Below are 26,789 nucleotides of genomic sequence, written 5' to 3'. Positions count from 1 at the left end.
AGAGGTGAATGGACGGTCTGGCGGCCAAAACTGGCCTCCCAGCGGGGCCGCTCGCTACTCCAGCGCCCGAAACACGATGGGCATGGTGTAGAGAACCCGCACGGGCCGGCCCGCGTTCTGGCCGGGGCTCCACCAAGGCATGATGCGGACCAGGCGCAGGGCTTCTTCATCGAGGCCAGCCCCCAGTCCTTTCACTACTTCCGCGTCGCGGATGCGGCCTTCTTCCGTCACCAGAAAGCGCACGTACACCTTGCCGGAAACGTGGCGCTGCAGGGCCTCGTCGGGGTAGTGCACCTCGTTGTGCAGAAACTTCTGAAAAGCCGCCGCGCCACCAGGAAAAGCCGGCATCACCTCGGCAACATGGTACACGGCGGGAGTTGGCGCCGGGGCCTCGTCGGGTTGTACGTTGGGGCCGGGCTTTTGAGCAGAAGAGGGGGTAGCAACGGGCAGCAGCCCAAGCAGCAGGAACAGGCGTAGGAGGTGCGGCATAGGGAGCGGAAAGCGGAGGCAGAGGTCTGGGCAAAACTACCGGGCTCAACCAGGCCGCGGGTAACCGCTCGGTTATCATTCCGTTGCTTATTTGTTGGCCCGGGGCGCTGTATCCTTTTTGGGCGGGGGCAAGTACATAGCAGACGGGCCCACCCGGCGCCGCTCCACTCCTTACTGCTCTGCTACCATGGCTACCACTCCTTCCCCCGAACACATGCGGGCCCCCGCCCACCTTACCGCCGACGACCTGCGCCAGGCTCTCACGGAGCTCGACGCCAAAATTCAGACCCTGCGCAACCGCGCCCACGCCACCGCCGCCAACTCGGAGAACACCTATCACCAGCACGCCGACGCCCTGGAGGCCAAGCGTGCCCGCCTGGTGGAGCGCCTCGGCCCCAACTCGCCTACCCCCGCCACCACCGACAAATCGGGCCCCGACCAGAACCACGACCGGAGCGCCTGGGACGAAATCTGGCACGGCATCGAAAACCTGCGCCAGGACCTACGTAACATCATCTAAGGCCCCGCCTTTCGCTGGTTTGCTTTCTATTTCGGAAGGACGCCCTACTGCGGGGCGTCCTTTTTTTTGCGAAATACGGGGCTGGTTTTCGGCCGAACCCACGACAATTCGGGCCGGGTTTTCAGCAGTTCGGGCGGCTGATTTACCGTTCGCGGAAAAGTTGTTTCGGCCGGGGGCGGGAGGTGCTAGGTTTGACTCATCAACGAACCCGAACCTCTACCTGCTACCCTCTCTTTTGCCATGAACCTGACCGCCATCCTCCGCCCCGTTTGCTCAGCCTTCCTGCTCGCGGCTACCCTACTTGCTGCGCCCCATGCCGCGCAAGCCGCCACGCTCCCTACCCCCTCCGCCGCCGACAACCCCGCCAGTCACCCGAACTTCACGGTGCGGGTGGTGGGCAAAGGCCAGCCCATGCTCCTGATTCCGGGCCTGACCTGCCCCGGCGCGGTGTGGGACGAAACCGTGGCCCATTACCAGAAGCAGTACCAGTGCCACATTATTTCCCTGGCCGGCTTTGGTGGCACGCCCGCCCCGGCCAGCACCAACCAGCTGCTGCGCAACGTCCGCGACCAGCTGCTGGCCTACATCAAAACCCAGAAGCTGCAGAAGCCAACCATCATCGGGCACAGCCTGGGCGGGTTTCTGGCCCTGTGGCTGAGCAGCACCCAGCCCGAGGCAGCCGGCCCCCTGGTTATCGTCGATTCGTTGCCCTTCCTGGCGGCGGTGCAAAACCCTACCCTTACGGCGGAGGCCGCCAAGCCCATGGCCGAGGGCATCCGCCAGCAAATGAGCAGCGGCAAAATGACCGTAGCCGCCGCCCGCCAGATGTCGGCCACCATGATGACCGATACGGCCCGCATCAGCCAGGCCACGCGCTGGTCGGTGGCCTCGGACCCCGCCACCGTGGCCCAGGCCTACTATGATCTGATGACGACCGATTTGCGCCCGGAGGTTGCCCGCATTCAGCAGCCCGTGCTGGTACTGGGCGCCTGGGCCGCCTACAAGCAGTACGGCTCCACCAAGGAAAGCACCAAGGCTATTTTTGACCAGCAGTACGCCAAGCTGCCCCAGCACCAAGTGGTAATGTCGGAGGCGGGCCGGCACTTTCTGATGTGGGATGACACCCAGTGGTTTTTCAGCCAGACCGATGCTTTTCTGAAGCAAAACCCGGTGGCCCGCAAGTAGCCGCTTCCGAAGCGCATCCGGACTTCTATCTTGCGCCGAAGATGGGCGCGGGACCTCGCGCGCCTGCCAGTACCCTACCCTGCTGAGAAACCTTTATTCTATGCTACGCCAACAAGAATTTGCAGCCCTGAAGCTGGAGCTATCCGTGAAGGCCAAAAACGGCCTCGATTTTATTATGGCCGCCAGTGTGGTGTGGGCCGCCATTGCGGTGGTGTGGCTGCTGCCCGGCACCCTGGCTCAGAAAGGCTTTATCACCTTCTTTCTGGGCTCGGCCACGCTACCCCTGGCCTGGCTGCTCTCGAAGGCCCTGGGCACCACCTGGACCTTGCCCCACAACCCCCTGCAGCCGCTGGGGCTCTGGCTCAACTTCGCGCAGCTGTTCTATTTTCCCTTCCTCATCTTTATCTACAGCAAGTATCCGCAGCACTTTATCATGACCTACGGCATCATTACGGGCGCGCATTTCTTCCCGTACGCCTGGTTTTACAACGCCCGCCCGTTCGCCGTTATGGCCGGCATAATTCCGGTGGGGTGCCTGGTGCTGGGCCTGCGCCTCACGGAGCCAAGCCAACTGTACCTGATTCCGGTGTTTATTACCGGCGCCCTGCTGGTGCTGGGGGGGCTACTGGTGGTTTCGTACCGCCAGAATAAGAAAGCCTACCTCGTGCCGGCGGTACTGCCGGCCCAATAGCTTACAGCCGCCTGCTTGCTTACCCCGTTGCTTTAATTTTATGCTTTCCTACGCTGCCGTTCCGCCTCCTAGCCGCCTCTACTGGCGCTGTCAGCTGCTGGGCTGGAGCCTGTACTTTGTGGGTTGCGCAGTGACCTTCGCCTTTATGGGGGCCCGCTCGCGCGACATGCTACTGATTAACTTCACCATTGCCGCCACCATGCTGGGCATCACCCACTGGCTGCGCTACCACATCCGGGGCAACGGTTGGGCGCGGCTGGGGCCGCTACCCCTGCTAGGGCGGCTGCTGGTAGCCAACGCGGTGCTCTCGGTGCTGAGCCAAGTGCTAATATGGGCCATTATCATTCTGCTGATCCGGCCCCGGGCGGGGGGTAGCCCCCAGGGCTGGCCCCAGTTTATCGGCTACGCCATCAACGTGAACATTCTGCTGTGGCTGTGGAGCGGCTTCTACTTTGGCTGGCACTACCTCACCAGCTTCCGGCAGGCCGAGGTGGACAAGTGGAAGCTGGCCGCCGCCGTGCAGGAGGCCGAGATGCGCACGCTCAAGGCCCAGATCAACCCTCATTTCATGTTCAATGGCCTGAACAACATCCGGGCGCTGGTGATGGAAAACCCGGCCCGGGCCCGCGACATGATTACCCACCTCTCGGACTTGCTGCGCTATTCCATTCAGCTCAACAGCGCCGAGCAGGTGCCCCTGGGCCGGGAGCTGGAAATTGTGGAGCACTACCTGCAGCTGGAGGCCCTGCAGCTGGAAGAGCGCCTGCACTACTCCCTGGACGTGGACCCGGCCGCCCTTGCGGTGCTTATTCCGCCCATGACGCTGCAGCTGCTGGTAGAAAATGCTATTAAACACGGCTTGGCCCCCCGGCCGGCCGGCGGCGTCATCCGTCTCTGCGCCCAGCTCAACGACTCCAACACCCTGCACGTGACGGTGCGCAACACCGGCCGCTACGCCCCCCGGCCGGGCCACGAGGGGGTAGGCGTGCGCAACGCCCGCGAGCGGCTGGCCTTGCTTTTTGGCCCCGCCGCCCACCTGCACCTCGCCAACGACCCGCACACCCCCGACATGGTGGTAGCCCACCTGCAGCTGCCGGTGGCCGCCGTGGTTCCGGCCGCCGCTGCCCTGGCCCCCGCCGCAGGATGATGCCTTTGGCGCTATACTGCAGCGTCGCCCCGGTCCGACGCCGGAGGCGTCCGCCCGGTTGCCGGCCGCGCCGTTCGCGCCACTTCCGCCTACCCCCTCCATCGGCCCAAACCCCTCGGGTGGGTGTCAGCAACGACAACCGGCCGGACGCCTTTGGCGTCGGGCGGGAGGTGGGGCAGCCGGGGCAATCCATGAAATCATGAATATTCAGCGTACATCCCGCACTTCCATGAATGCCTTACTTGTTGATGATTCCCGCCTGGCCCGGACGGAGCTGCGCCACTTGCTGCAGGCGTTTCCGGAGGTGACGGTGGTAGGCGAAGCCCGCCACGCCGAGGAAGCCCGCGAAAAGCTGCGGGAGCTGCAGCCGGATCTGCTGTTTCTGGACATCCACATGCCGGGCGAAACCGGGTTTGAGCTGCTCGCCTCGCTGGACGTGGCGCCCCGCGTTATTTTCACTACTGCCTACGACGAGTACGCCCTGCGGGCTTTCGAGGTAAATGCCCTCGACTACCTGCTCAAGCCCATTCAGGAGAACCGCCTGGCGGCCGCCCTGGCCAAAGCCCGCCTGAAACAGACCACGGCCGCGGCCGTGGCCGCGGAAACAGGGGTGGCCGGGCCGCCCCCGCCGGAGGAGCCGGCCCCTACCCTGCTCACGGAGCACGACCAGGTATTTGTGAAGGATGGGGAGCGGTGCTGGTTTGTGCGGCTCTCCGACATCCGGCTGTTTGAAATCAATGGCAGCTACACCCAGATTTACTTTGAGCAAAACCGCCCCCTGATTCCGCGCACCCTGCAGCACCTGGAGCAGCGCCTCGATCCGCGGGTGTTTTTCCGGGCCAACCGCCAGCAGATCATCAACCTGAAGTGGGTGGAAGGCATTGAGCCCTGGTTTAGCAACTCCCTGAAAATCCGGCTGCGCGGGGGGCCGGAGGTAGAGGTATCGCGCCAGCAGTCGGTGCGGTTTCGGGAGATGCTGAGTTTGTAGGCGGCGCGCGGCCAGACTCAGGATTATTCCGGACTGACTGCATCCTTTTGGGGCCGTTTATAGTACACAGGCTCAGGTAGCTGCCCCCGCGGCAGTCCGTTTTTTCGTTCCTAGCCTTTGCTCTCATGAAGCCTATACTACTCCTATCTGCCCTGGCCCTGCTACTGGGCTCGGCCTCCTGCTCCCAGGATACTACCGCCATGGAAAAGCCCCGGGAATACCGCTCGGTTTCCATGGAGAAAAGCCGGCGCTCCAACGACAAATCCCAATTTAAGCGCAACCACAGCCCCATCGGGCTGGGCATCGATCTGAACTCGAACAACCCCCACAAGTTCCGGATGGTGAATGCGCCCAAGCGCTACAAGTACAGCAAGGGCGGCCGGTAAGGCGGCCGCCCTCCATGCCTTCCGCAGGCCGCCTGAGTACATACGGGCGGCCTTTCCTTTTTTTATTGCGGCGGGGCCTGGCCGGGAAGCGGGTAGCGCGGCCGGCGCGGTAAACCAAGGTTCCCAGGGGTCGGCAGCCGCTGTTTATCGAAAAGCAGACACTGCCTACCCGGGAGCTGGCTCGGAATAGTTAAATTTACCAAGCCCGGCCCTGAGCATGGGCACGGCCGGGTTGTTATTCTGTTTTTTTCGTTGCGTATGCCTCTATCCCTACTGCGCTTTTTCTTCCGCTGCTGCATTACTGGGTTGGTATTACTGCCCGCCGCGCTCCACGGGCAAAGCCCGGCCGCGGAGGCCACGGCCAGAACCATTATTCCGGGCCGGCTGGTATTCAAGCTGAAGGCCGCGGCGGCGCAGCAGCGCAACATTCCGGAGCAAACCCGCACGCCCGCCCTCAACGCGGCCCTGGCCCGCCTGAACGCCCGCAACGTGCGGCCTAAGTTTCCGCTCAGTTCCCCGCCCAGCTCCCAACAGCTAGGCGCCGTAAATCTGGGCCTGGTTTTTCAGGCTGATCTGCCGGCTGCTCTGCCCGTGGAAGAAGCCTGCCGGGCCCTGCGCAAAACCGGGGCGGTAGAGTACGCCGAGCCTCTGTACAGCTACCCTATGCTGTACCAACCCAATGATCCGCTGGCCGACTCTACCCTCACCAACGGGCAATATTACCTGAAAAACATTCGGGCTTACCGCGCCTGGGACATTAGCAAAGGCGACACCAGCCTGGTTATCGGGATTGTGGACGGGGGCACCCGCCTGACCCACGAAGACCTGAAGACCCAGCTGCAGCTTAACCGCCGGGATCCACTTGATGGCATTGATAATGACCAGGATGGCTACGTGGATAACTACTACGGCTGGGACTTCGCGGACAACGACAACAACCCCTCCCGGGACCCCAGCAGCGTGCACGGCATTCTGGTAGCCGGCGCCGCCGCCGCCGCCCCCGATAACGGCAAGGGTATTACGGGCGTCGGGTTTCGGTGCCGGTTTATGCCCCTCAAGATTTACCCCAACACTGCCACCGGTAGCTTTGGGGGCTACGAGGCCATTGTGTACGCCGCCGACCACGGCTGCCGGGTCATCAACCTGTCGTGGGGCGGGGTAGGAAGCCGCTCCCAGTTCGAGCAGGACGTAATTACCTACGCCGCCGTAAACCGCGACGCGGTGGTAGTGGCCGCCGCCGGCAACACGCCCGCCGAGCTGGATTTTTTTCCCGCCAGCTACGACCACGTGTTGTCCGTGGCTACCCTGCAGCCCTCAGATGAGCGCAGCTCCAATGCCACCTACAGCCGCCGCGTTGATCTTTCGGCGCCAGGCATCAACATCCTGACTACCTGGGGCGATACGGATACGGATTACGTGGGGGTAGGCGGCTCATCGTTTGCGGCGCCGCTGGTGTCGGGGGCGGCAGGGCTCTTGCGCACGCACTTTCCGCAGTACAACGCCGCCCAGATTGCCGCCCAGCTGCGCCGCACCACCGACAACATCAACGCCCTGCCCGGCAACGTGGCCTACGCGGGCCGCATTGGGTCGGGCCGCCTCAATGTGCTGCGCGCCCTCACGGAAACCTCCCAGCAGTCGGCGCGGGTAATCAGCCGCACCACCGCGCCCGCCCGCCGCGCCTATGCCCTCCAGGATACCCTGCAGCTGGCCGTAACAGTCCAGAACCTGCTCCGCCCCGTCATGAACCTGACGGTTACGCTTACCTCGCTTTCGCCGTACATTACCGTGCGCCAGGGTGCGTTTGAAGTGGGGGCGCTGGCCACGCTGGCCCAGCGCAGCAACGCCAGGGCTCCGTTCCGGCTGGCCGTGGCCGCTGCTGTGCCCCTCAATACCCGCGCTGTACTCCGCTACCGCTTGCAGGATGCCACCACGGGCTACCAGGAGGACCAGTACGAAACTCTCATCCTCAACCCCGACTACGTGGTGCTGGATGCCAACAACCTACACCTTACCCTTACCAGCCGCGGCAACCTGGGGTATGATGGCCTGGGCTCCGAGGTGGGCGAGGGCGTCAGCTACCGGGGCAGCGCGCCGCTGCTGGCCGAAGGAGGGTTGCTGATTGCTACGCCCACAGCTCGCGTAGCTGACAACGTGCGCAACGACCGGCGCGGCGCCGACCAGGATTTCTCCGCGCTGGTTCGCGCCAGCATGCGGACCCAACCTCTGCGGGCCGACCAGGAAGCCTACGGGGTGCTACAAGACTCGCTGCCCGGCCTTACCAACGGGCGCTCCGTGGGCGTGCGGGTGCGGCAGCGGGGCTACGCCTGGGCCGCCGCTCCGCACCGCGACTACGTGGTGCTGACTTACACCCTCACGAATCTTACAACCGACACGCTCAGGCCCCTGCACGTGGGCTTGTACATGGACTGGGATTTGCCCGGCGAGCCGGCTCGCAATACGGCCACCTGGGACGCAGCCCGCCACCTGGGCTACCTCTACGATCCGGCCAAACCCACCCTTTACGCCGGGGTGCGGCACCTCTCGGGCGGGCAGGCCAGCGTTTATTCCATTGACAACCAGGCACCCGCCGGTACCGCCGTGCGCCTGGCCGATGGCTTCAGCGCCGCCGAGAAACTACTGACGCTGAACAGCGGCACCAGCCAGCAAACCAGCGGGTTACCGGTCGGCACCGATGCCTCGCAGGTGGTAGGCGCCACGTTCGTCCGCCTCGCCCCTGCCGACTCAGCGGTGGTAGCTTTTGCCGTGCTGGCAGCACCCTCATTCCCCCAGTTGCAAGCCGCCGCCGATGCTGCCGCTACCCGCTACCAGCAGGTTCTGCCCGTGCGTACGGCCCGGGCCCTGGAGGTAGCTCTCTATCCTAACCCCACTACCGGCCGCTTGCTGGTGGAGCTGCCCGCGGGGGCGGCTACGGTACGGGTACTCTCGGCGCTGGGGCAGGAGCTCCAGGTGCGCAGTGTGCCCACCGGCCCCAGCATCCCACTCGATTTAAGCGCCTACCCGGCAGGGGTGTACCTGATTCAGATAGGCACGGCTGGTGGCACCGTTACCCGGCGGGTGGTGCGGCAGCCTTAACCCCAGGGAAGTTTTCCGTTAGCTACGGTGCCAGCTTCGCCTTTCGTAGCTTACTGTCCTAGTGGTTGAGCCTTGGCAGTGCCTCCAGGCCCGGCAGAGGCGTTGCCTTGCTGCCGGATTGCAAGTAGCACGCGGGGTGGGCAGCCGCGGTAGGTTCTCCTAGGGGTGCACGTCGGTGAAGACGCCCTCCGTGAAGGCACTGGCGGGCCGGCCAGTAGCAGCAGGCAGCTCGCCCGAAAAAGTACCGGAAAAGCCCCCAGTGCTGATTTTTCTCACGTGGAGCCGCGTATTCGTGACGTAGTTGACCGTGCCTCCATCGGCAGCCAGGTCAATAGCCGGCGTAAACATAACCCGGAAGTCATCGTCGGGCGCCGTGGCGGCCTTCATAAAGCTGATAGTCACGTACTCCGTTTTGAGGCCTTTAGAGCCGTAGGCACAGGTAAACCGCAGCGTCAGCCGTTCGCCCGCATAGGAGCCCGATTGGTCAGTTATGGTGATGGGCGTACGCGTGGCCCGGGCGGTTCCTGCACGCTTCACCCCATTCAGCTTATAGGAAACGGTATTGGGAGCCGGCGCCGGCTCCTGCTCTTTGGGGTCTTTGCACGACCCCAGGCCCAGGGCTGTTATAAGAACGCCGGAGTAGAACAAGCAAGCGATACGCATGAAACGAAGGTGATATGGTAAAAGCTACGATAAGATCAGCAGCCCGCTTCCGGGGCAATCCGGCAGCTAGATACGCAATGCCTGCTACTATTCCCACAATTCAGATCACGAAGACGCCTACTCAGTCTTGCGGGGTGCTGATGGCAAAGAGCGAAGCACAGCAGTCGTTGGCTGTCCGCTCAAATCCTGCTTACCCCCTAACCTTTTACTGCCGCAATAAACTAATATTATTAGCAAATTAAATGCGCTCAGGCTCTAACTCAACAGTATATAACCCCTAAACGTCAACTTAATTATTTTATATACCAAAGCCCATTATCACAACTTTTACGGCATAAAATACATAATATCACATCTGAAAAATACGCCCAACATTTTTAGCTTATTAACGTCAATATTCTTATCTTTGGATATGTCGAAAGTAAAGCTTCCTGTCCCGCTTCCCGTGCAGCAATATGCTCGCTGCGTTGATGCCAGCCGCCGCCCCGCCGACCACATCGGAGACTGGCCCGTTACCGGCCAGGTGTACCCCATCCAGATGCGCCGCAATGCCCGTAGCGGCGAGGTGCAGGTGCATGTGCTGGGCTTCTACGCCGAGCGCCCCTACGGGGCTTTTGCCCGCCACCGCTTCGAAACGGTGGCCCAAGTGTGGCTGAACTAGCTGCCTTCATCCTTTCCACCCTCCACTCCCGGCTGTGTCGCTCCGCGCGAAACCAGCCGGGTTTTTCTTTTCCAGGCTTCAGCCTGCTGCGAGCAGAAGCATTAAGCCTAGAACTCCGGCCCTTAAGCTGCTAGCGGTATTGCCAGAAGATGCCAAAATCGAAAGGCGTCCAGAGGGCTGCTTTCTGCCCCGATACCTTCAGGGCGTCGTTGGCCCAGGTGTTGCAGGTATAGAACAGGTTGTAAGTGCGCGTGGCCTCGTAAAAGGCATCGTGCTGCCCGTAGCTGTAGCCCCCAATGAGCTCCGTCCGGCCGCGGGCGTCGTAGTCGAAGCTCTTTTTGATGAAGCTAATCAGGCGGGCGTACTCGGCGCGGGTCAGCAGCACTTTCACGCAGTCGGGGCCGGGTTGGGGCTCGTGGTGGAAGGTAGCGTGCATGGCCGTAGTGCTCAGCCAGAACATGGCTTTTACGGCGGTGCTGGGCTTTAGCTCGGCCCAGGTGGGCGTGTTCAGATAGAAGCCCTTGTCGCCCCAGCCAAACCCCACGTAGCTGCGGGTGGTGTCCATGGCAGGTGTATCGGAGTAGGAAACCAGCTGAGTCCAGTCCATCTGGTCGGTTCGTACGGGCACTACCACGTCGGTATGCACGCCGTTGGAGAGGATGTAGGCTTCAATTTCGCCGGTTTCGGGCGAGTTGCGGCGACCAACGGGAACAGCAGAAAGGCCCACCGCGGCGGCCAGGTACAGGGCCAGCGCCCCCACTACTCCACCGCCTACGTAGGCGGCTCCTTTGGCTACTTTCCGAAAAGCATCGGGCATAAAAAGAACTTACGTGTACAACTGAAATCAGGACCTCATACGCAGCAGCGCGAAAAAAGCCGCGTGCCTGCCTTGGTCGTGGCAACCTAGCCGATTTTCAGCTTTCCTGACCCGTAGGCTCAAGTTATCTTCGTGCTTTCCCTACCCCCATGAGTCAGCCCAACGACCACTTATATACCATCCCGGCTCCGTACCGCCGCATGGAGAACCTGCACATCCTGTTCTGGCTGCTCAAGGATATCGGCTGGTGCATGGTGTGGAAACCCCTGGGCATTCTTATGGTTTTTCCTACCCTGCTCATTGCCGTGCTTATCACTTGGCGCACTCGTAGCATCAAGGCCGAGCTGGCCCATAACCTGGCCATTGTGTTCTGGATTTCGGCTAACTCCTACTGGATGATCAGCGAGTTTGTGGGCTTTGATACGGTGCAGCTAGGCGGCGGTGCCACGGGCAAGCACCTAGCCCTGCTCCCCTTCCTCGCGGGCTTACTGATTTTACTGTACTACTACCTGGTGCAGAAGCCCCGGGAAGCGCGGGCCGAAACGGTAGCTGCCTCATAGCGTGCCGGCTGCGCGCAGCATCTCCTCTATTAGGGCCACTGCCTGCTGGAACCGTGCGGGCCAGTCGCCGCCAATTTCCTTGTATTCGATACCAAAGTCGGACAGCGTTTGGCGGTGAATTTCGTCGAGGTGGAGGCGCTCGGCGGCGGGCAGGCGGGTGCCGTCCTGCACGAAGGGTACATCGGGCAGCAGGTAGAGGTAGAGGTCGGCGCGGTTGCGGACGTAGGTTTCGGCGGGTACCGGGAGGTAGGCGCCTTGTGTTAGTTGCGCGTAAGACTGGGTGATGTGAATGTCGGTATCCAGCAGCAGCAAAGGCCCGGCCGTGGTGCGGGCAGCGGCAATGCGCCGGGCGTGCTCGTCGGCCACAAGTAGCAGATCGGCCCGATTGAAGCTGGTGGAGTCCGAAATCAGGTCGCGGCCGGCTTCCGTCACGAAACTGGCTCCGAAATGCGCGGCCAGTTGCTCGGTCAGGGTGGTTTTGCCCGTCGATTCAGTGCCCAGAATAGCTACCGTACGCCGGTAGTAGGATTGCACCGCCGCGGGCAGGTAGGACCACTGCGCCCGCATCCCCTGCCGGATAGCCGTAGCCGATACCGGCACCTGCGCCCGTACCCTATCAAAATCAAGATGCCGAATGCCCATGCGGGCGGCTACCAGCGCCCCATACGGCTCGGAGGTGACTACCAGCGAAACTCCAGGTACTACCTCCCGAAATGTATCGGCCCAGACGTGGGCCACGGCCTCGGAAGAAACTGAGGTATTCGGTAATTCCTCCTCACGGTAGTCCAGTACTTGCACGCTTACCTCGGGGCAGTGCGCATAGGTGTCCTGTATCCACTGGGCACGCAGCGTGCCGGGCAGGGTTTCGTGGTTGCTGGCGCACACCAGCACCGTCAGGTAGTCGCAGTGGCGGCGGGCAAAGTCAATGAGGGCGGCGTGCCCCTGGTGAAAGGGGAGAAATTTTCCGAATACGAATGCGTGCGTCATAGGTGCCGGGGCAGGAAGCTACGCGCCCCTACCCTCCCGAAGTAAGTAAAGTGCCTAGCCTTGTAGTACAGTTTGCCAGGGGCTCAGATATGCAGGCGCACATCGAGGTAGAAGTTGGCCGGAGCCTGCACGAAATACTTGCGGGTGCCATCGGGCTCTACCGTGCCGTTGTTAAAGTAGCGGGTGTTGGTGAGGTTGTTCCCGAACAGGGTTACCTCCCAGCGGGGCCGGGCGTACTGCACCCGCGCATTCAGCAGAGCGTACCCGCTGATGGCGGCGGAGTTGGCGAAATCGAGGTAGGAGCGGCTTTGGTAGCGGCCTGCTACCCCCAGCAACCAGCGCCCGGTTTGGTAGGTAGCTTCCTGATTAATAAGCAGCGCCGGGGTCAGAATAGGCCGGAAGGACTGCTCCTGCTCCCGGATGCGGCTGCGGTTGAAAGCCGAGTTGTTGGTAAGTGTGAGGCGAGGCAGCGGCTGCCAGCGCACGGTGGCCTCCAGCCCGGTCCGGCGGCTGCTTTCCACGTTATCCGTCAGCGCCAATCCGTTCGGCCCCAACTGCCCATTCAGCACGATTTCGTTCTGAAAATCCATGTAGTAGGCGTTCAAGCTCGCCTCCAAAGTAGCGCTCCGGTACCGGATTCCCAGCTCGTGGTCATTCACGTACTCGGCGCGGGTGCTACTGAGCAGAGGTTGGCCGGTGCTGTCGGCCAGCAGGTCATCGTTGCCCCCGAACAAGTCATTGCGAGTAGGCTCCCGACCGGTGCGGCCCAGGGTGTAATATAGGGTGGTACCCTGGCCCACGGCCACACTGGCGCCCACTTTAGGGTTCAAGAAGCGCCACTCCAGGGTTTCCAGCGGCACGCTGCCGGCGTAGCGGAATGAAACGGCCCGGCCCTGCACATCCCCGAACAGGGTAAGGCGGCCCAACTGGTACTCAACTTTACTGAATACGCTGCCCTCGCGCTTGTAGCCCGTATTGCGGTACAGCTCTCCGGCGGTTTGCTCGCTACCCAGGTGGCGGCGCTTGTAGGTGCTCAGGTGCAGGCCGCTGGTCCAGGTTAGCTGGTCGGTGCGGTAGGTATAGGTGCTGAAGGCCCCGAGCAGGCCCGAGCGGAAATCGTAGCGGTACAGCTCCGTGGTGGGCGGCAGGCCCAGGAAGGTATTCAGGTCGAAATCGTAGCCCCCGCGCAGGCTTGAGGCGTACACACTGGTATTCACCTCCGAGCGGCTACCCACCAGCCACCGGTTCTGGAGCTGCACCAGGGCCTGCTGAAACCGGTCGTTTTCGGCTCCGTTGGCGTTGGCCCGGCGGTTGCGGCGCAGCACCGAGTCGGGCACGGGCAGCCAGGCCAGTTGGTTACGCTGCTGCCCGGCCAGCACACTCAGTTTCCAACTGGTTTTCTCATAAAACAGCCCTCCACTAACATACACCGACTGCGAGGTATTGGCCGAGCGTTCCTTATAGCCATCGGAGTGCAGGTGGGAGGCCCGAGCATATAAGGCCGTCCGTCCTCGCCGTCCGCTGGCGTACTCGCCAAAAGCCCGGTAGCTTCCAAATGAGCCGTAGCCCCCGCCCAACGTCGTGCGGGCTGAGTCGAGCAACGAGGGAGAGAACAGCTGAATGCTGCCACCGTAGCTGGCCACGCCGTTTTGGGTAGTGCCTACCCCCCGTTGGATCTGCACACTGCTTAGGGAGTTGAACAGGTCGGGGTAGTTCGAGAAATAGGCCCCTTGGTCCTCGGGCTCATTGAGCGGCACCCCATCCAAGGTGGTATTGATGCGGGTCTGGTCGATGCCGCGCAGGCGGAAGTAAGCGTAACCCTGGGTGCTGCCGGCATCGGAATAGGCCGTGACGCCTGGCGTTTGAGTTAGCAGGAAAGAAGGCTCCTGACCCACACTGCGGGCCGCTAGCTCCCGCCCGCTCAGGTTCAGAAACGTAACTGGCGTGCGGCTGCCAGCGCGGTAGGTTACGGCCACCTCCGGCAGCGCCTGGGTACTGTCCGTAGCCGTGAAGTCTGCTGGTGTTACCGGAGTTTGTGCCAGCGCCACGGGGGTAGCGGCTAACAGAAGAGAGGCGGGGAGTAGAAGATGCTTCATGCAGGAACGGCGCGGCAGAATCGGCGGGAAACCACGCGGCGCAAAGGTAAGCGGCCGAAGCTCGGCGGTTCACTTTTATGATTGTTCTGCTCTACTGCCCAACAGCGGCTATTCGGCCTACTTCGCTAGGGCGACCCCTTTCTGATGCCGATACCAGTTTCGCAGCCCCCATATCCCTACCGCTAGCAGCAATACCCACAATTCCGGCTCCGACATGCGCTGCACGTCATCATCAACATCCAAGGCGGCGTTGCCGGCTAGCACCTCGTTCTGCTTGCGCAGCAGGGCGGCTTTCTGGGCTTCGTTCTCCAGAGCCAGGTAGGAAGTAAGCGGGCTCAGAATGCCCGACCGGAAGCTGCCCCGAATGGCTGCCAGGCGCATGGGCTCGGCGGCAGCGGGGTTGCGTGCCTGGTATAGCTGGTAGCCCTGCAGCCACAAGCCATCCTGCCAGGTTTGCCCCAGCGCAGGGGGTAGGTAGAATGTTTCTGCCCCTAGCACCACCGAGGGTTGCTCGTTGTCGGGCAGGTAGGCGCGGGGCTGCTCAGCCGTCGGCCAGGCCCGTACGGCCCTACCCTCCGCCGGGGTTTCGGTTGGCAGGAGCGGCTGACTGGAATGCTGCAGCAAAGAATGAGCCTGGGCGGAGCCATCGGCGGCCAACACCAGAAAGGTAGACTGCTCAGGAGTAGCCGCCTGCAACGCAGCAAAATTGGCGGGCAGCACTGCCCACTCCAACGACCCTGTAACGGTTACCAGCACGGGATACTCCGGAGTTGGGTGGAGCCAGGCTTCCGCTAAGAGGCGTTGCATAGCCCCTTCCAGGTAGTAGCCCCCAGTAGCTGGTGTTGCTTGCCAGGCAGATAGCCAATCTGTTCCGGCAGGCAAGGTGGTTATTTCGCTATTCACCAGACTATAACGGGCGGTAGCTTTGGCACCCGGCCGTTGCTGCAGAAAGCTCTCTATGCGTTGCTGATACACCGTGGGCTTTGCGCTTGCAGTAGCTGAGGCATCAAGCAAAAAGTGGTAATAAGGCCGACGCTGTACTAGCGGTAGGGCTTGCTTGGCGGTGGCACTCAGATATACCACTTGCCCACCGGAGGTAGTAACAGATTGCCGAAGTGGTTGAGTAGCGGAAGCAGCCACTTCGCCCAGTTGCACCGTCTGTCCGGCAATCTGTAGAGCTACGGGCTCTTTGTGCAGCACCCGAAAACCGGTGCGTCGCACCTCCCGGGCCGCAAACGGGAATACGCGCAGGGCTAGCCGGTTGCCTGTAAGGTAGTACAGAATGCCAGGGTCGCGCTGCTCATTCCGGATTTGCGCAAATACCCACATAGCCGATTTCTTTTCGGCCAGAATGCCTTTTTCGCGGCGGCCGTGCATATCCAGGTAGTACTCCTGCACCCAGCAGCCTAAGGGCAGCGCTAGTGTGGTGTGGTATTCCGCATTGCCCCACTGGTCTGGATTGGTAATTTCCAGATCTACCCAGCTGCTCCAGGCCGCCTGCCGGGCATCGTAGTGGCTGCGGCTGGTTAGCTTGGTTAGCTGGGGGCGTGATTCCTCCTCGGGCTCCTCCCTTTGAAATTGTTCCCGGTTATACACCGGCCGCTCACTGCCGAACACTTGCTCCAGTCGCTGCAACTTTTCTTCTGACAGCGTGAGGTTATCGAGCACCAACCAGTTGAAGTAAGTGGAGAGATACGGCAGCTCGCTTCCGAAAACACTGGCACTAGGGTCCTTGTGCGCCCGCACCCGCTCCAGGGTATAGAGTAACGGGTTGGCATTAATTTGAGGGGTAGGCTTGCTGTAATCCGGAGTGTAGATATAGGCCAGGGCTTGGTGCAGGGCCTGGCGACAGTACAGATAGTTGGCCGTAATGCCCAGGGGCAGCAATAGGCTGCTGGCAATCAATACTCCTATCACAAGTCGGCGTGAGAAATACGTTCGTAGTACCTCCACGTCCTGACTTAGCTCGCGCAAATGCACCAGTAGCAACAACAGGGGCGTCAGCATCAGGAAGCCAACCCCTACGGCCACCACTGCAACGACGGATAGGGGTAGGAACGGCAGGAAGACGAGAAAAAAGTACAGTGTATAAGCCAGTGTGAAGCTTCGGCCGGCCAGCAAGGCTAGGCGCCACCACTTATCCGTCGGGGCGGGCACGCACAGCAGCGCCCCGTTCAGTACGGCCAGCCCATAAAACCACCAACCGTGGAAATTCCCGAAGATGCCGCTGGCAGGGGCTCCTAAGTCTCTAAAAAGAACTCCTGAATTAACCAGCAGCCCGAGCACCGGCATCACCAACGTAATCAGCACCTTCCAGAGGAGTTGATACTCAGCCCACACCCCCGCTTTTCGGGTCAGCAGAATATACACGCCGCGGGCCAGGAAAAACAGGAAAACCAGGGTTCCGGTTATGAACAGCACGACCAGCGCGTGTTGCCCAAACTGGCCCCCGGGCACTCGCCACCACGGGAGCACCAGTTGCCCGAATAGGTAGGCGCCGACCGGCACGGCCAGGGCAACTCCAAAATTGGGCAGGGCCCGGTGGGGCTGGTCGGCTGGGGTTAAGTTGAGCAGAATGACGAGGGCGGCATGCGCGAGGGTGGGCATCAGGAAAGTGCCAGCATACAGCGGCATTTCGCCCGGCACCATCCAGCGCGGCACCTCCCGCGGGAATAAGTGGTCCAGGTGGTATCCGTATAGGTACAGGAACGCTATATATGCGGCCAAAGTCAGCGCACCGTAAAGTGCTGGCAGGGGCTGCTTACGCTTTAGTTGCCACCCAGCGTAGCCTGCGTGCACTACCCCTAAGCCAACCAACAAACTGCCCAGCACCAGCCACAGCTTCTTACTATCAGGGGGTAACAGGGTATGAATAACACCATACTCCGCGCCCAACAACAACGCCAGCACGACCAGCGGAAGCGTATTGAGCACAAACAGCCATTTCGGATTAAGCAGGTTTTGCATAGGAAACGAGGTAGCGGGAGCAAAGCAGCCGGAAGCCGCCGTAGATAAGAATCAGAAAAAACAGATACACCAGCACGCCTTCTGCCTGATGCGCCCAGGCGTAGCGCTGTCCGAGCCCCGGAATAAGCCGCTGCAGGGCCACCGCCGACAAAATGCGGGAGGCATTCACCAGTATGGTTATTAGGTAGCCAAGCACGGGCAAGCTCAACAGCCACCCGGCCCCTAGCCGTTTGCCAGGCCCAGCGTACCGCCCCCCAATAGCAAGCAGCAAGCCTGTGCATACCAACCAGAAGTTGAAGCCTGAGCAGGACTTGTCGATGGTGAACTGTAGATCGGGATGCACGAATCCTTGGGCCGGATCAAAGAAGGAACCAGAGCCTAGCGCCCCTCCTACTAAAGCATTCGTGGGGCCCAACAGCCACAACAGGTCAGTGGATGTAGCGTCGGCGTAAGCAAACTTTAAGAGCAAAAAGCCAGCTCCTATGCTGCCATATAGCACTGAGGCTTTTGTGCGTGAGGTATTCATAGCTAGCTGATAAAGACGAACACAGTAATGAACGCACAAACATATTGTAAAGTACTTTGTATTTCAAAGTTTCATAAACTAATAACATTACTACCTGATAAACCACTTCATCATTAAACTTTCGCTTCCCAGCTGCTCGTTAGATCCGACTCAGGTTTTCCGGCTTCAGCTTCAGCAAGGGCTGCAGGCTGCCTTTACGGGTGCCTGGTTGCTCCCGTAGCTCCACTACCCTACCCCCTACTTTCACCTGAATGCTGAGCGCGCCATTGGAGGCTTGTTGCACGGTGTACTGAGCACTCTTATTCGCAAAGCGCAACTTGGTGATGCCAGAAGCTACCTGAATAGTAAACTTGTCGGTTTCAGCTCCAAACTCAGGATAAGTAAATTCCAACTGCCCATCTTTTCGCAGCAGGGCGTAGTACAACGCCAGGTCATTATCGGTGGTGAATAGCACGGCTTGCTTGCCATTGCCAGCAACCTGAAATGAGCAGACTACCCGGGTGCTTTCGTCCTCCAGATACAGTTCCTGGCTGGTGGTCTGCACCATGCGGGTACCGCTCCAGGTAGTGGTGGTAGTCGTCTGGAATGGAAACCGCATCATGTCCATTTCCACCTGACGCACCAGAAACGGCTCCCCATTGCGAATAATGAACTCTGAGTCCTGGTGCCAGCAGCACCCACTCTTGGTTGAGGTGTAGAGGCGCTTGGTTTTGGCATCTACCTGAAACATACCACAGTAGTCCTGGGCCAGATCCGTAAACGCCTGGCTGTGCTTCAGACCCGTGGGCAGATCCAGGTAAATCTGGAAAGAAGGACCGTGGTAGCAGCTGTTCTGCCCATCTTCAATGGCAAGGTCGGGCCGGCCGTCGAAGTTAAAATCCTCACTGATAATCAGGCTCTGCTCGCCGTAAGGCACCTCCTGAATATTGGACTGCACTTTGCCGTTATGCAGGGACAGCGCCAACTCTTCCGACTCAATCTTGACTACTTCTTTCTTCGTCTTCTTGTCGTAAATGGCAACCCAGCCGGGACTGAACACCTCCGCCGTATCTTGAATGTAGATTTTGCCGAAGTAGCCCGGTGAGAAATCATCGACTACATAGGTTTGCTGCGCCCGCAGGGGGTAGGCGGCAAGCAACAATAATAACAAACATATGTAAAGCGCGTGAAGCCAATTCATATTATGGGAAGTGATATTTAATAAATTCAACTCTCATTTTAATTTATTTATAGACTCGATATTAACAGCACATATCAGTTGCCTAATACCATAGTTCTTATACAGTTCTCTTCCGAAAACCTGCAACCTTTCGATGTCAGTAATATCATCTAACAAAGAGCTATTATACGTTATGTCACCAGCTTCATATATAGATGTTATTGCTCCGTACAGCTGATTTAAAGGAACAAATCTTTCGGTATTATTAATCAAAGCAAATAGCTCCTGTGACAAAATGTCGCTTAGTCTAGAAGGGCGCTCAGATAGCAACTCCGGTGAATGCCACCCTATGTCAGTTCCGACCGTAGAATATGAATAGTAATGCTCACAAGTATTCACAGATTCATGAGGTATTATTGAAATATGATTTTTTAATATAGGCACATAGCTAATATAAGAAATCCAATTTTTAACATGATATTGTAAATCATAATAATAAAATGGAAAGTCCACATATCTATTAGCTGAGTCAAATAAGCATCTATAATACTCTTCTTTATCTAAAATAAGTGGAGCCACATAAAAAGCTTGAGAATATGCTTGGTTCGCAAACTTAAGTAATATATTATGTTGATAATCATATGCGTGCTGCGCTTTCTCCCTCAGCTTAAAATAGAGCGTAGGATCATCAGGTAAATGTTTCTTATGTCTAAACTCCCTTATGTCTTCTAGAGCACTCCTATTTTTTCTTGTTGAAGATGCAATTTCAGAAATCGATTTTAAACCCTTCGACTTCTTGAATTGCATATAGAATGCAAATCCATTATTCAACATCATTTTATCTGAGCCTGTTATCTGCTCATCTATATCTATTAGTCTAAATGGAGTGGACTTGGAAATCCAACCCATGTATCCTGCTAAATCAGACTCTATTTGCTTTTCAGATAGATTGGCATGTAGTTCGTATCTACTCATATGATTTTTGATCATTATAAAAAGGCCGCCCCAGAAACTGGAGCGGCCTTTTTCAGAAAACTAATGCTGGAATTACTTCTGCGACAGTTGCGCCGCGCCCGATTCTTTCATCCGGATCAGGTTCAGGGCCGAGCCGGCTTTGAACCATTCGATCTGACCTTCATTGTAGGTGTGGTTTACCGTGATGAGGTCAGTGTCGCCGTCGGCGTGGTGCAAACGAACCTGCAGGGGCTTGCCGGGGGCAAACTCCGTCAGGCCGAGGATGTCGATGGTATCGTCTTCCTCGATCAGGTCGTAGTCGGCTTTGTTGGCGAAGGTCAGGGCCAGCATGCCCTGCTTCTTCAGGTTGGTTTCGTGGATACGAGCGAAGCTCTTCACCAGCACGGCGCGCACGCCCAGGTGGCGGGGCTCCATGGCGGCGTGCTCCCGCGAGGAGCCTTCCCCGTAGTTTTCGTCGCCTACTACCACCGAGCCAATGCCCAGCGCTTTGTAGTTACGCGCTACCTGCGGCACGGCCGAGTACGGCGTACCCTGGGTCAGGGCGTCCTTCACCGAGTTAGCCTCGCCGTTGAAGGCGTTGATAGCCCCAATGAGCATGTTGTTGGAGATGTTGTCGAGGTGGCCGCGGTACTTCAGCCAGGGGCCGGCCATCGAAATGTGGTCGGTGGTGCACTTGCCCTGCGCCTTGATGAGCAGACGCAGACCTTTCAGATCTACCCCCTCCCAGGGCTTGAAGCCTTCCAGCAGCTCCAGACGGTCGGAGTTCGGATCAACGATTACCTGAACGCCCGAGCCATCGGCGGCGGGAGCCTGGTAGCCAGCGTCTTCCACGTCGAAACCACGCGGGGGCAGCTCGATGCCCTGGGGCTCATCGAGCTTCACCTGCTGGCCGTCCTTAGTCGTCAGCGTGTCGGTAACGGGGTTGAAAGTCAGGTCGCCGGCAATAGCGAAGGCCGTTACGATTTCGGGCGAGGCCACGAAAGCGTGGGTGTTTGGGTTGCCGTCGTTGCGCTTGGCAAAGTTGCGGTTGAACGAGGTGATGATAGAGTTAGGCCGCTTCATGTCGTCCATGTGGCGAGCCCACTGCCCGATGCACGGACCGCAGGCGTTGGCCAGTACTACCCCACCCATCTGGGCGAAGGTATCCAGCAGACCGTCGCGCTCCACGGTGTAGCGCACCAGCTCCGAGCCGGGCGTTACGGTGTACTCGGCTTGTACTGTCAGGCCCTTGTCGGCGGCTTGCTTGGCAACCGAGGCAGCGCGGGTAATATCCTCGTAGGAAGAGTTGGTGCACGAACCAATCAGACCAACTTCCAGCTTGGCGGGCCAGTTGTGCTCGCGCACGGCCGCAGCAAACTGCGACAGGGGCCAGGCGGCGTCCGGCGTGAACGGACCGTTCACGTAGGGCTCCAGCTCGGAGAGGTTGATTTCGATCAGCTGATCGTAGAAAGCACCGGGGTTGGCGTACACCTCGTCGTCGGCGCGCAGGTGCTGGGCTACCGCGGCGGCGGCATCGGCAATTTCGGCGCGGCCGGTGCCACGCAGGTAGTCGCCCATCTTCTCGTCGTAGCTGAACACCGAAGTGGTAGCCCCGATTTCAGCACCCATGTTGCAGATGGTGCCTTTGCCCGTGGCCGACAGAGCGTTGGCGCCCTCGCCGAAGTACTCCACGATAGCGCCGGTGCCGCCTTTTACGGTCAGGATGCCTGCTACTTTCAGGATAACGTCTTTCGCCGAAGCCCAGCCCGAAAGCTTACCGGTCAGCTTCACGCCAATTACTTTCGGAAACTTCAGCTCCCAGGCCATGCCCGACATTACGTCCACGGCATCGGCCCCGCCGACCCCAATGGCAATCATGCCCAGGCCGCCGGCGTTGGGGGTGTGCGAGTCAGTGCCGATCATCATGCCGCCGGGGAAGGCGTAGTTCTCGAGCACTACTTGGTGAATGATACCAGCACCGGGCTTCCAGAAGCCGATGCCGTATTTATTGGATACCGAAGCCAGGAAGTCATATACTTCCTTGTTTTCGGAGTTAGCTACGGCCAAATCCTGGTCGGCGCCGCGCTCTGCCTGAATCAGGTGGTCGCAGTGCACGGTGCTGGGCACGGCTACCTGAGGCTTACCAGCTTGCATGAACTGGAGCAAGGCCATCTGGGCGGTGGCGTCCTGCATGGCTACGCGGTCCGGAGCGAAATCGACGTAGGAAACGCCCCGCTCATACGCCTGCGAAACAGAGCCGCCGTACAGGTGAGCGTACAGGATTTTTTCAGTCAGGGTAAGCGGGCGGCCAACGGCGGTACGGGCGGCTTCAATGCGAGAGCCCATGCCATCGTACACGGCCTTGATCATTTCTAAGTCAAACGCCATAATGCGAAATGGAAAAAGTGGAGAGAACGAACCTATCGGAAACAGGTACGCAAATATAGTTGCCGGTCGTTGCGCTGCCTAAAATTTCGGGCCCTGGGCGGCCCTGGAAGCCTGATTTAGAATCATTCCAAAAGGCACTGCTACCTTGCTGGCAGGCAGAATGCGCTGCCGGCCTTACATTCGCGACCTTGCTTTCCTTAAACTAATAGCAAGGGGTAGTAGTTTAGCCTCGCATCAACCTTCTTTAACTTTTCACCATGCCCGTAGCCATTGCATTACGCAAGGCCATAGCCGGGGCCGGACTCGCGCTGGCCGCGGTGGCCTGTCAGTCCAACTCTTCCTCCGAAAAAACCGAGCCCGTGGAAACCACCGGCGCCAATGCCACCTACCTGCCGGCCGGTACCTGGCGCGGGGTGCTGGCAGCCCAGGGCCAGGAAATTCCGTTTCTGTTTGATGTAGAAGCGGGCAATAACAACCAGCCCGTAGCCGTGTACCTGCGCAACGGTGAGGAACGCCTGAAGCTGGATGAAATCAAAACCGTGGGCGACTCCACCACCATCCGGTTGGGTGTGTTCGATGCCGCACTGGTGGTGCGTACTGATGGCGCCGACAAGCTGAAAGGGGCCTGGGTGAAGTACGATGCCAAGGACCCGTACCGGGTGGCATTTACGGCCACTAAGACCACTGATACCCCTGCCCTGTTCGCGGGTGATACTAAATCGGCGTCAATGTTTGGCGACCTGCGGCGGGGTGCGACCTTCCGCGTGGAGTTCCGCGACGATGAAGGCAAAACGTATCCGGCCGTAGGCATTATCCGCCAAGATAGCACCAACAGTTCGGCCCTGACGGGTACCTTCCTGACAACGACCGGCGACTACCGCTACCTAGCGGGCAACCTGGTAACCAAAGGTGGACAAGAGCACATTATGCTTTCTACTTTCGATGGCAGCCACGGCTTCCTGTTCGATGGCAAGCTGGCCAAGCCGGGTAACATCAACCAGATTTCCGGCGACTTCTACAGCGGTAAATCAGGCCACGAAACCTGGACGGCTACCCTCGACCCGAACGCCAAACTGCCCGACGCTAACGCCCTCACCGGCATGAAGCCCGGCCAGAAAAAGCTGGACTTCAAATTCCCGAGCATCATGGAAGGCGGTAGCATTTCACCTGCTGACCCCAAGTACAAAGGCAAGGTAGTAGTAGTGCAGATTCTGGGCTCCTGGTGCCCGAACTGCATGGACGAAACCAACTTCCTGGCTCCTTGGTACGAGAAGAACAAGCAGCGCGGGGTAGAAATTATCGGGCTGGGCTACGAGCGCACCACCGACCAGAAAGTAGCCGCTCAGAAGCTGCTGAAGATGAAGCAGCGCATGAACGTGGGCTACGACCTAGCCGTGGCCGGCGAAGCTAACAAGGATGCCGCCAGCCAGTCGTTGCCCCAAGTGCAGAAAGTGTTAGCTTTCCCTACTACTATCTTCCTCGACAAGAAAGGCGAGGTCCGCAAGATTCACACTGGCTTCTCGGGCCCCGGCACCGGCAAGTACTATGAGCAGGAAGTAGCCGAGTTCAACAAAACTATTGACCAACTGCTGGCCGAGTAAACCCTGGTAGCTTCTTGATCAAACAGCCACTACAACGGGCCTGCTCTTCTCTGGAGGGCAGGCCCGTTGTGCTATATCAGGCCTTACTTCCTACCCCTGCTCTGTAGCCAAAGCCTACTTTGTTCGTACTGTTAGTTAGCTATGACGGCTGTGTCTGCCCGATTGAAGACGCCCCGCCCTTTGCTTAGCTTCCTACCCCTCTCCCGTCCATGTCAGCCCTTATGCAGCGCTATGTACCCCGCACGCGGCGGGTTATTCGGAGCCTGATTCAGCTTCACCCGGCACCCTGGCGCTGGAAGGTGGGGTTGGAGGCTGGGCTAGCGCTGGGGTTGCCGTTGGGGCTGTTTACCGTGCTAGGACACCAAGGCTGGGGACTACAGGCAGCGCTAGGAGCCTTTACTGCCCTGTACGGAGCCAGCCTGAGCCGCCGCGACCGGATGGACCTGCTGCCGCTGGTAGCGGCTGGGTTGGTTCTAGCATCGGGGTTGGGGGTAGCGTGCACTAGCAGCCTCTGGCTGAGCAACGCAAGCTTGGTGGTAGTAAGTGCGGTGGCTTGCGTGGTGGCGCTGGGCTTTCGACTGGGGCCGCCCGGCCCCATGATGTTTGTGCTGGTAAGCGCCGTGAGTGCCCACCTGGCCCGGCCAAAGGAGTTAGGTGGAGCAGGTTTGCCAGGCCTGCCGCTGGTAGGATTGGTAGCAGTGGGAGCTGCTTTGGCTTACCTGGTAATTATTGCGCCTCTGCTGTTGCCCTCGGTTCGGCAGCGCCACGGGCCGCCCTCGGGGCTGCGGGTGCTGTATCCGCGCTTCAAGCTTGATCGGGAAGCCGCCCTAATGGCACTACGGGTAGTGGTGGCCGTGCTCATTACCAGCTTGGTAAGTAGCCCCCTGGGAGCGCACCGGACGTACTGGGTGGTATTGTCAGCAGTGGCGGTGCTACAAGCCAGTGCCTCCCGGCGGCTAACTACCATTCGGGCGGTGCAGCGCATGATGGGCACGCTGCTGGGCATTGGGGTCTTTGAATTGCTGACCTTGAAGCAGCCTTCGGGGTTATGGCTTGTGGCCCTGCTGATGCTGTTGCAGGCGGCCACAGAGGTAGTAGTAGCGCGCAATTATGCGCTGGCCCTGCTGTTTATTACGCCTATGGCGCTGCTGAACTCCACGGCCGGGCACCCTGGCAATACCCTGATTTCGGTGGAGGGGCGGGTGTTCGATACGCTTCTCGGAGCCACTATTGCCCTGCTCTTGTTTTGGCTCAGTGAAGGGCTAGTGCGGAGGCTACCCCTCTTTTCCCAAGCAAAGCCAAGTGACGCCCCATAGCGCTACGCCTATGACCGGGGGCGCTCCAGCAGCACAATGGGCTCGGAGTGGTAGGTAGTGCGGGCAAATTCCCGGAAGCCAAACTTTTGCGCTACCCCTAAAGAAGCTGCATTATCAGGGTCGATGATGCAGGTAATGCGGGCGGTAGGAAAGCGCGGCTCGGCCCAGTTCAGGGCGGCTTGCACGGCTTGGCTGGCGTAACCGAGGCCATGCACGCGGGGTGCCAGCACCCAGCCAGCCTCCAAGGTGCCTTTCAGGGAGGGCGTCAGGTCGCGCTGGAAGTCGAAGAAACCCACCGTACCCAAATAGCGACTGGTAGCTTTTTCCTCAATGGCCCAGGCCCCAAACCCTAACAGCGACCAGTGACCTTGCTGGCCCAGCATGCGACGCCAGGTATCTTCTTCGGTTTGCGGTTTATTACCCAGGTAGCGATAAAAGGCCGGGTCGGCGGCAATAGCGGCCGCTTCAGGCAGGTCGGTGATTCGGGGGCCGCGCAGCCGCAAATCGGGGGTTTCCAGTTCGGGAACCAAGGAAGGCGGGGTAGCGAGCAGGCTCAGGGGCTGGGTCATGCGGGCAAGTATAGCAAAATAGCTCCCGGCTTCAGAATCGGAAGAAAAGGTAGGACGATTAAAAGAGGCGGTTGGTCGATGTTTCAGGGGTAGTGCTGGATAGTTGGGCAAACGCCCCGGAATAAGGCACTGGGTTTGAATGAAGACTGGCAGAACGTAGCGCCCCGGACGCTACCCTCATTTCAGCCTTCAACCTTTTCACTATCATGAAAAAGCAACTCTTCAGCCTCGCCCTTCTTCTTGGTTTATCTTCTTCCATTGTAAGCACTAGCTTTGCCACCGACCTGCGCCAGGATGATGGCCGCCAGGGCCGCGAACAGCGCCACAACCGCCGCCAGGACCACGACCGCCGGGGCCAGTTCAGTGCCCAGGAGCGCCAACGCCGCACCGATGAACTGGCCAAAGAACTGGACCTGAGCAAAAAGCAGAAGTCGAAAATCGAGAAGATTTTCCAGGATCAACAGCAGCAGATGCAAGCCCTGCGTGGCCGTTCGGGCCAGGACCGGGGCCAGCAGATGAGCGAGTTCAAGCGCATCCGCGAAAACACCGATAAGCAGCTCAAAGACGCCCTCTCGAAAAAGCAATATGCCCAACTGGAAGCCAAACGCCAGGAGCGCATGCGCCAAATGAGCAACCGCCGCGACCGGCAGCAGGACCACCAAGGTACTGACCGCCGCGGCTTCGGGGGCCGCAGCTAATTTCCTACCCCCTGCTTAGGCCGTAACCTGTTCAAGCCGCTCTGTCCGTTCGCTCGGGCAGGGCGGTTTTGCGTGGAGGCGGGGGTAGGGCGGGTAAACGGTAGAAACACATTTGCTACACAATAGGACGTGTCATGTCGAGCCCCGCGAGACATCTCGCTCGAATCGTTGGATTACTATTCCAACGTCAGCACGTGAGATGTCTCGACAAGCTCGACATGACACGTCTTTTATTGCAATGTTCCTGTGGTCAGGGGCTCACTGGCAAAGCATTGTGGCCTTTTGCCGGATGCAGTAAAGTATTTCCCGTATATAATCGACTACGGGC

23 protein-coding genes are annotated in these 26,789 nt (G+C 59.5%); 12 read left to right on the top strand and 11 right to left on the bottom strand.

Annotated elements, in window-relative coordinates:
* Positions 1 to 54: 54 nt before the first annotated feature.
* A complete protein-coding gene (locus tag GGU46_RS08110) occupies positions 55 to 489 on the bottom strand; it encodes an energy transducer TonB (RefSeq protein ID WP_183403039.1) in 435 nt (144 codons plus the stop codon).
* Between the two features lie 187 nt (positions 490 to 676).
* Between GGU46_RS08110 and GGU46_RS08105 the strand changes: the two genes are divergently transcribed.
* The 7 genes from GGU46_RS08105 (at position 677) to GGU46_RS08075 (ending at position 8,499) form a co-directional block, all read left to right on the top strand.
* The gene (locus GGU46_RS08105) at positions 677 to 1,009 is read left to right on the top strand and encodes a hypothetical protein (RefSeq protein WP_183403038.1); all 333 of its coding nucleotides are present in this window, start codon (positions 677 to 679) and stop codon (positions 1,007 to 1,009) included.
* A 240-nt stretch (positions 1,010 to 1,249) separates the two neighbouring features.
* Complete coding sequence (locus GGU46_RS08100; protein ID WP_183403037.1) at positions 1,250 to 2,194, top strand: alpha/beta fold hydrolase; 945 nt, start codon at positions 1,250 to 1,252, stop codon at positions 2,192 to 2,194.
* 100 nt (positions 2,195 to 2,294) lie between these two features.
* Positions 2,295 to 2,885: a DUF7010 family protein gene (locus GGU46_RS08095; protein ID WP_183403036.1), complete on the top strand. Its 591-nt coding sequence runs from the start codon at positions 2,295 to 2,297 to the stop codon at positions 2,883 to 2,885.
* Between the two features lie 40 nt (positions 2,886 to 2,925).
* Complete coding sequence (locus tag GGU46_RS08090) at positions 2,926 to 4,032, top strand: sensor histidine kinase (protein WP_183403035.1); 1,107 nt, start codon at positions 2,926 to 2,928, stop codon at positions 4,030 to 4,032.
* A 229-nt stretch (positions 4,033 to 4,261) separates the two neighbouring features.
* The gene (locus tag GGU46_RS08085; protein WP_183403034.1) at positions 4,262 to 5,020 is read left to right on the top strand and encodes a LytR/AlgR family response regulator transcription factor; all 759 of its coding nucleotides are present in this window, start codon (positions 4,262 to 4,264) and stop codon (positions 5,018 to 5,020) included.
* A gap of 125 nt (positions 5,021 to 5,145) precedes the next feature.
* The gene (locus GGU46_RS08080; protein ID WP_183403033.1) at positions 5,146 to 5,406 is read left to right on the top strand and encodes a hypothetical protein; all 261 of its coding nucleotides are present in this window, start codon (positions 5,146 to 5,148) and stop codon (positions 5,404 to 5,406) included.
* 258 nt (positions 5,407 to 5,664) lie between these two features.
* Positions 5,665 to 8,499: a S8 family peptidase gene (locus GGU46_RS08075; RefSeq protein WP_183403032.1), complete on the top strand. Its 2,835-nt coding sequence runs from the start codon at positions 5,665 to 5,667 to the stop codon at positions 8,497 to 8,499.
* A 159-nt stretch (positions 8,500 to 8,658) separates the two neighbouring features.
* On the opposite strand, the gene GGU46_RS08070 is transcribed toward GGU46_RS08075, so the two are convergent.
* Positions 8,659 to 9,162 (bottom strand): hypothetical protein, encoded by a 504-nt coding sequence (locus tag GGU46_RS08070; protein ID WP_183403031.1) that lies wholly within the window; start codon positions 9,160 to 9,162, stop codon positions 8,659 to 8,661.
* A 412-nt stretch (positions 9,163 to 9,574) separates the two neighbouring features.
* On the opposite strand from GGU46_RS08070, the gene GGU46_RS08065 reads away from it, so the two are divergent.
* The gene (locus GGU46_RS08065; RefSeq protein WP_183403030.1) at positions 9,575 to 9,823 is read left to right on the top strand and encodes a hypothetical protein; all 249 of its coding nucleotides are present in this window, start codon (positions 9,575 to 9,577) and stop codon (positions 9,821 to 9,823) included.
* A 130-nt stretch (positions 9,824 to 9,953) separates the two neighbouring features.
* On the opposite strand, the gene GGU46_RS08060 is transcribed toward GGU46_RS08065, so the two are convergent.
* Positions 9,954 to 10,640, bottom strand: a complete 687-nt coding sequence (locus GGU46_RS08060; RefSeq protein ID WP_183403029.1) for a TIGR02117 family protein — start codon at positions 10,638 to 10,640, stop codon at positions 9,954 to 9,956.
* Between the two features lie 149 nt (positions 10,641 to 10,789).
* On the opposite strand from GGU46_RS08060, the gene GGU46_RS08055 reads away from it, so the two are divergent.
* Positions 10,790 to 11,200 carry a hypothetical protein gene (locus GGU46_RS08055; RefSeq protein WP_215906286.1) on the top strand — a complete coding sequence of 137 codons (411 nt, stop codon included), beginning with the start codon at positions 10,790 to 10,792 and terminating at the stop codon, positions 11,198 to 11,200.
* Here the strand turns inward: GGU46_RS08055 and GGU46_RS08050 are convergent.
* From GGU46_RS08050 to GGU46_RS08020, 7 genes are all read right to left on the bottom strand, one after another.
* Positions 11,195 to 12,187 carry an AAA family ATPase gene (locus tag GGU46_RS08050; RefSeq protein ID WP_183403028.1) on the bottom strand — a complete coding sequence of 331 codons (993 nt, stop codon included), beginning with the start codon at positions 12,185 to 12,187 and terminating at the stop codon, positions 11,195 to 11,197. The genes GGU46_RS08055 and GGU46_RS08050 overlap by 6 nt on opposite strands.
* Positions 12,188 to 12,270: 83 nt before the next feature.
* Positions 12,271 to 14,283, bottom strand: coding sequence for a TonB-dependent receptor (locus GGU46_RS08045; RefSeq protein ID WP_183403027.1), 2,013 nt, complete (start codon positions 14,281 to 14,283; stop codon positions 12,271 to 12,273).
* A gap of 117 nt (positions 14,284 to 14,400) precedes the next feature.
* Complete coding sequence (locus GGU46_RS08040) at positions 14,401 to 17,250, bottom strand: MSEP-CTERM sorting domain-containing protein (RefSeq protein ID WP_183403026.1); 2,850 nt, start codon at positions 17,248 to 17,250, stop codon at positions 14,401 to 14,403.
* Positions 17,234 to 17,776, bottom strand: a complete 543-nt coding sequence (xrtK, locus tag GGU46_RS08035) for an exosortase K (protein WP_184093966.1) — start codon at positions 17,774 to 17,776, stop codon at positions 17,234 to 17,236. Before xrtK ends, GGU46_RS08040 begins: the two co-directional genes overlap by 17 nt.
* A gap of 139 nt (positions 17,777 to 17,915) precedes the next feature.
* On the bottom strand, positions 17,916 to 18,914 hold the full coding sequence (locus GGU46_RS08030) for an XAC2610-related protein (protein ID WP_215906285.1): 999 nt from the start codon (positions 18,912 to 18,914) through the stop codon (positions 17,916 to 17,918).
* Between the two features lie 75 nt (positions 18,915 to 18,989).
* A complete protein-coding gene (locus GGU46_RS08025) occupies positions 18,990 to 19,910 on the bottom strand; it encodes a hypothetical protein (RefSeq protein ID WP_183403023.1) in 921 nt (306 codons plus the stop codon).
* Between the two features lie 72 nt (positions 19,911 to 19,982).
* Positions 19,983 to 22,277 (bottom strand): aconitate hydratase, encoded by a 2,295-nt coding sequence (locus GGU46_RS08020; protein ID WP_183403022.1) that lies wholly within the window; start codon positions 22,275 to 22,277, stop codon positions 19,983 to 19,985.
* A gap of 257 nt (positions 22,278 to 22,534) precedes the next feature.
* Here GGU46_RS08020 and GGU46_RS08015 point away from each other — a divergent pair, with 257 nt between their 5' ends.
* Both GGU46_RS08015 and GGU46_RS08010 read left to right on the top strand, forming a co-directional pair.
* The gene (locus tag GGU46_RS08015; RefSeq protein ID WP_183403021.1) at positions 22,535 to 23,878 is read left to right on the top strand and encodes a TlpA disulfide reductase family protein; all 1,344 of its coding nucleotides are present in this window, start codon (positions 22,535 to 22,537) and stop codon (positions 23,876 to 23,878) included.
* A 209-nt stretch (positions 23,879 to 24,087) separates the two neighbouring features.
* Positions 24,088 to 25,194 (top strand): FUSC family protein, encoded by a 1,107-nt coding sequence (locus tag GGU46_RS08010; RefSeq protein WP_183403020.1) that lies wholly within the window; start codon positions 24,088 to 24,090, stop codon positions 25,192 to 25,194.
* A gap of 8 nt (positions 25,195 to 25,202) precedes the next feature.
* On the opposite strand, the gene GGU46_RS08005 is transcribed toward GGU46_RS08010, so the two are convergent.
* Positions 25,203 to 25,763 (bottom strand): GNAT family N-acetyltransferase, encoded by a 561-nt coding sequence (locus GGU46_RS08005; protein ID WP_183403019.1) that lies wholly within the window; start codon positions 25,761 to 25,763, stop codon positions 25,203 to 25,205.
* Positions 25,764 to 25,969: 206 nt separating this feature from the next.
* Between GGU46_RS08005 and GGU46_RS08000 the strand changes: the two genes are divergently transcribed.
* Positions 25,970 to 26,461 carry a hypothetical protein gene (locus GGU46_RS08000; RefSeq protein ID WP_183403018.1) on the top strand — a complete coding sequence of 164 codons (492 nt, stop codon included), beginning with the start codon at positions 25,970 to 25,972 and terminating at the stop codon, positions 26,459 to 26,461.
* Positions 26,462 to 26,789 lie beyond the last annotated feature (328 nt).

It is taken from the genome of Hymenobacter latericoloratus (assembly GCF_014199535.1).
GTDB classification, from domain to species: Bacteria; Bacteroidota; Bacteroidia; order Cytophagales; family Hymenobacteraceae; genus Hymenobacter; species Hymenobacter latericoloratus.
Note: the sequence above shows the minus strand (reverse complement) of the source record. Positions and strands in the feature narration are given on the sequence as shown.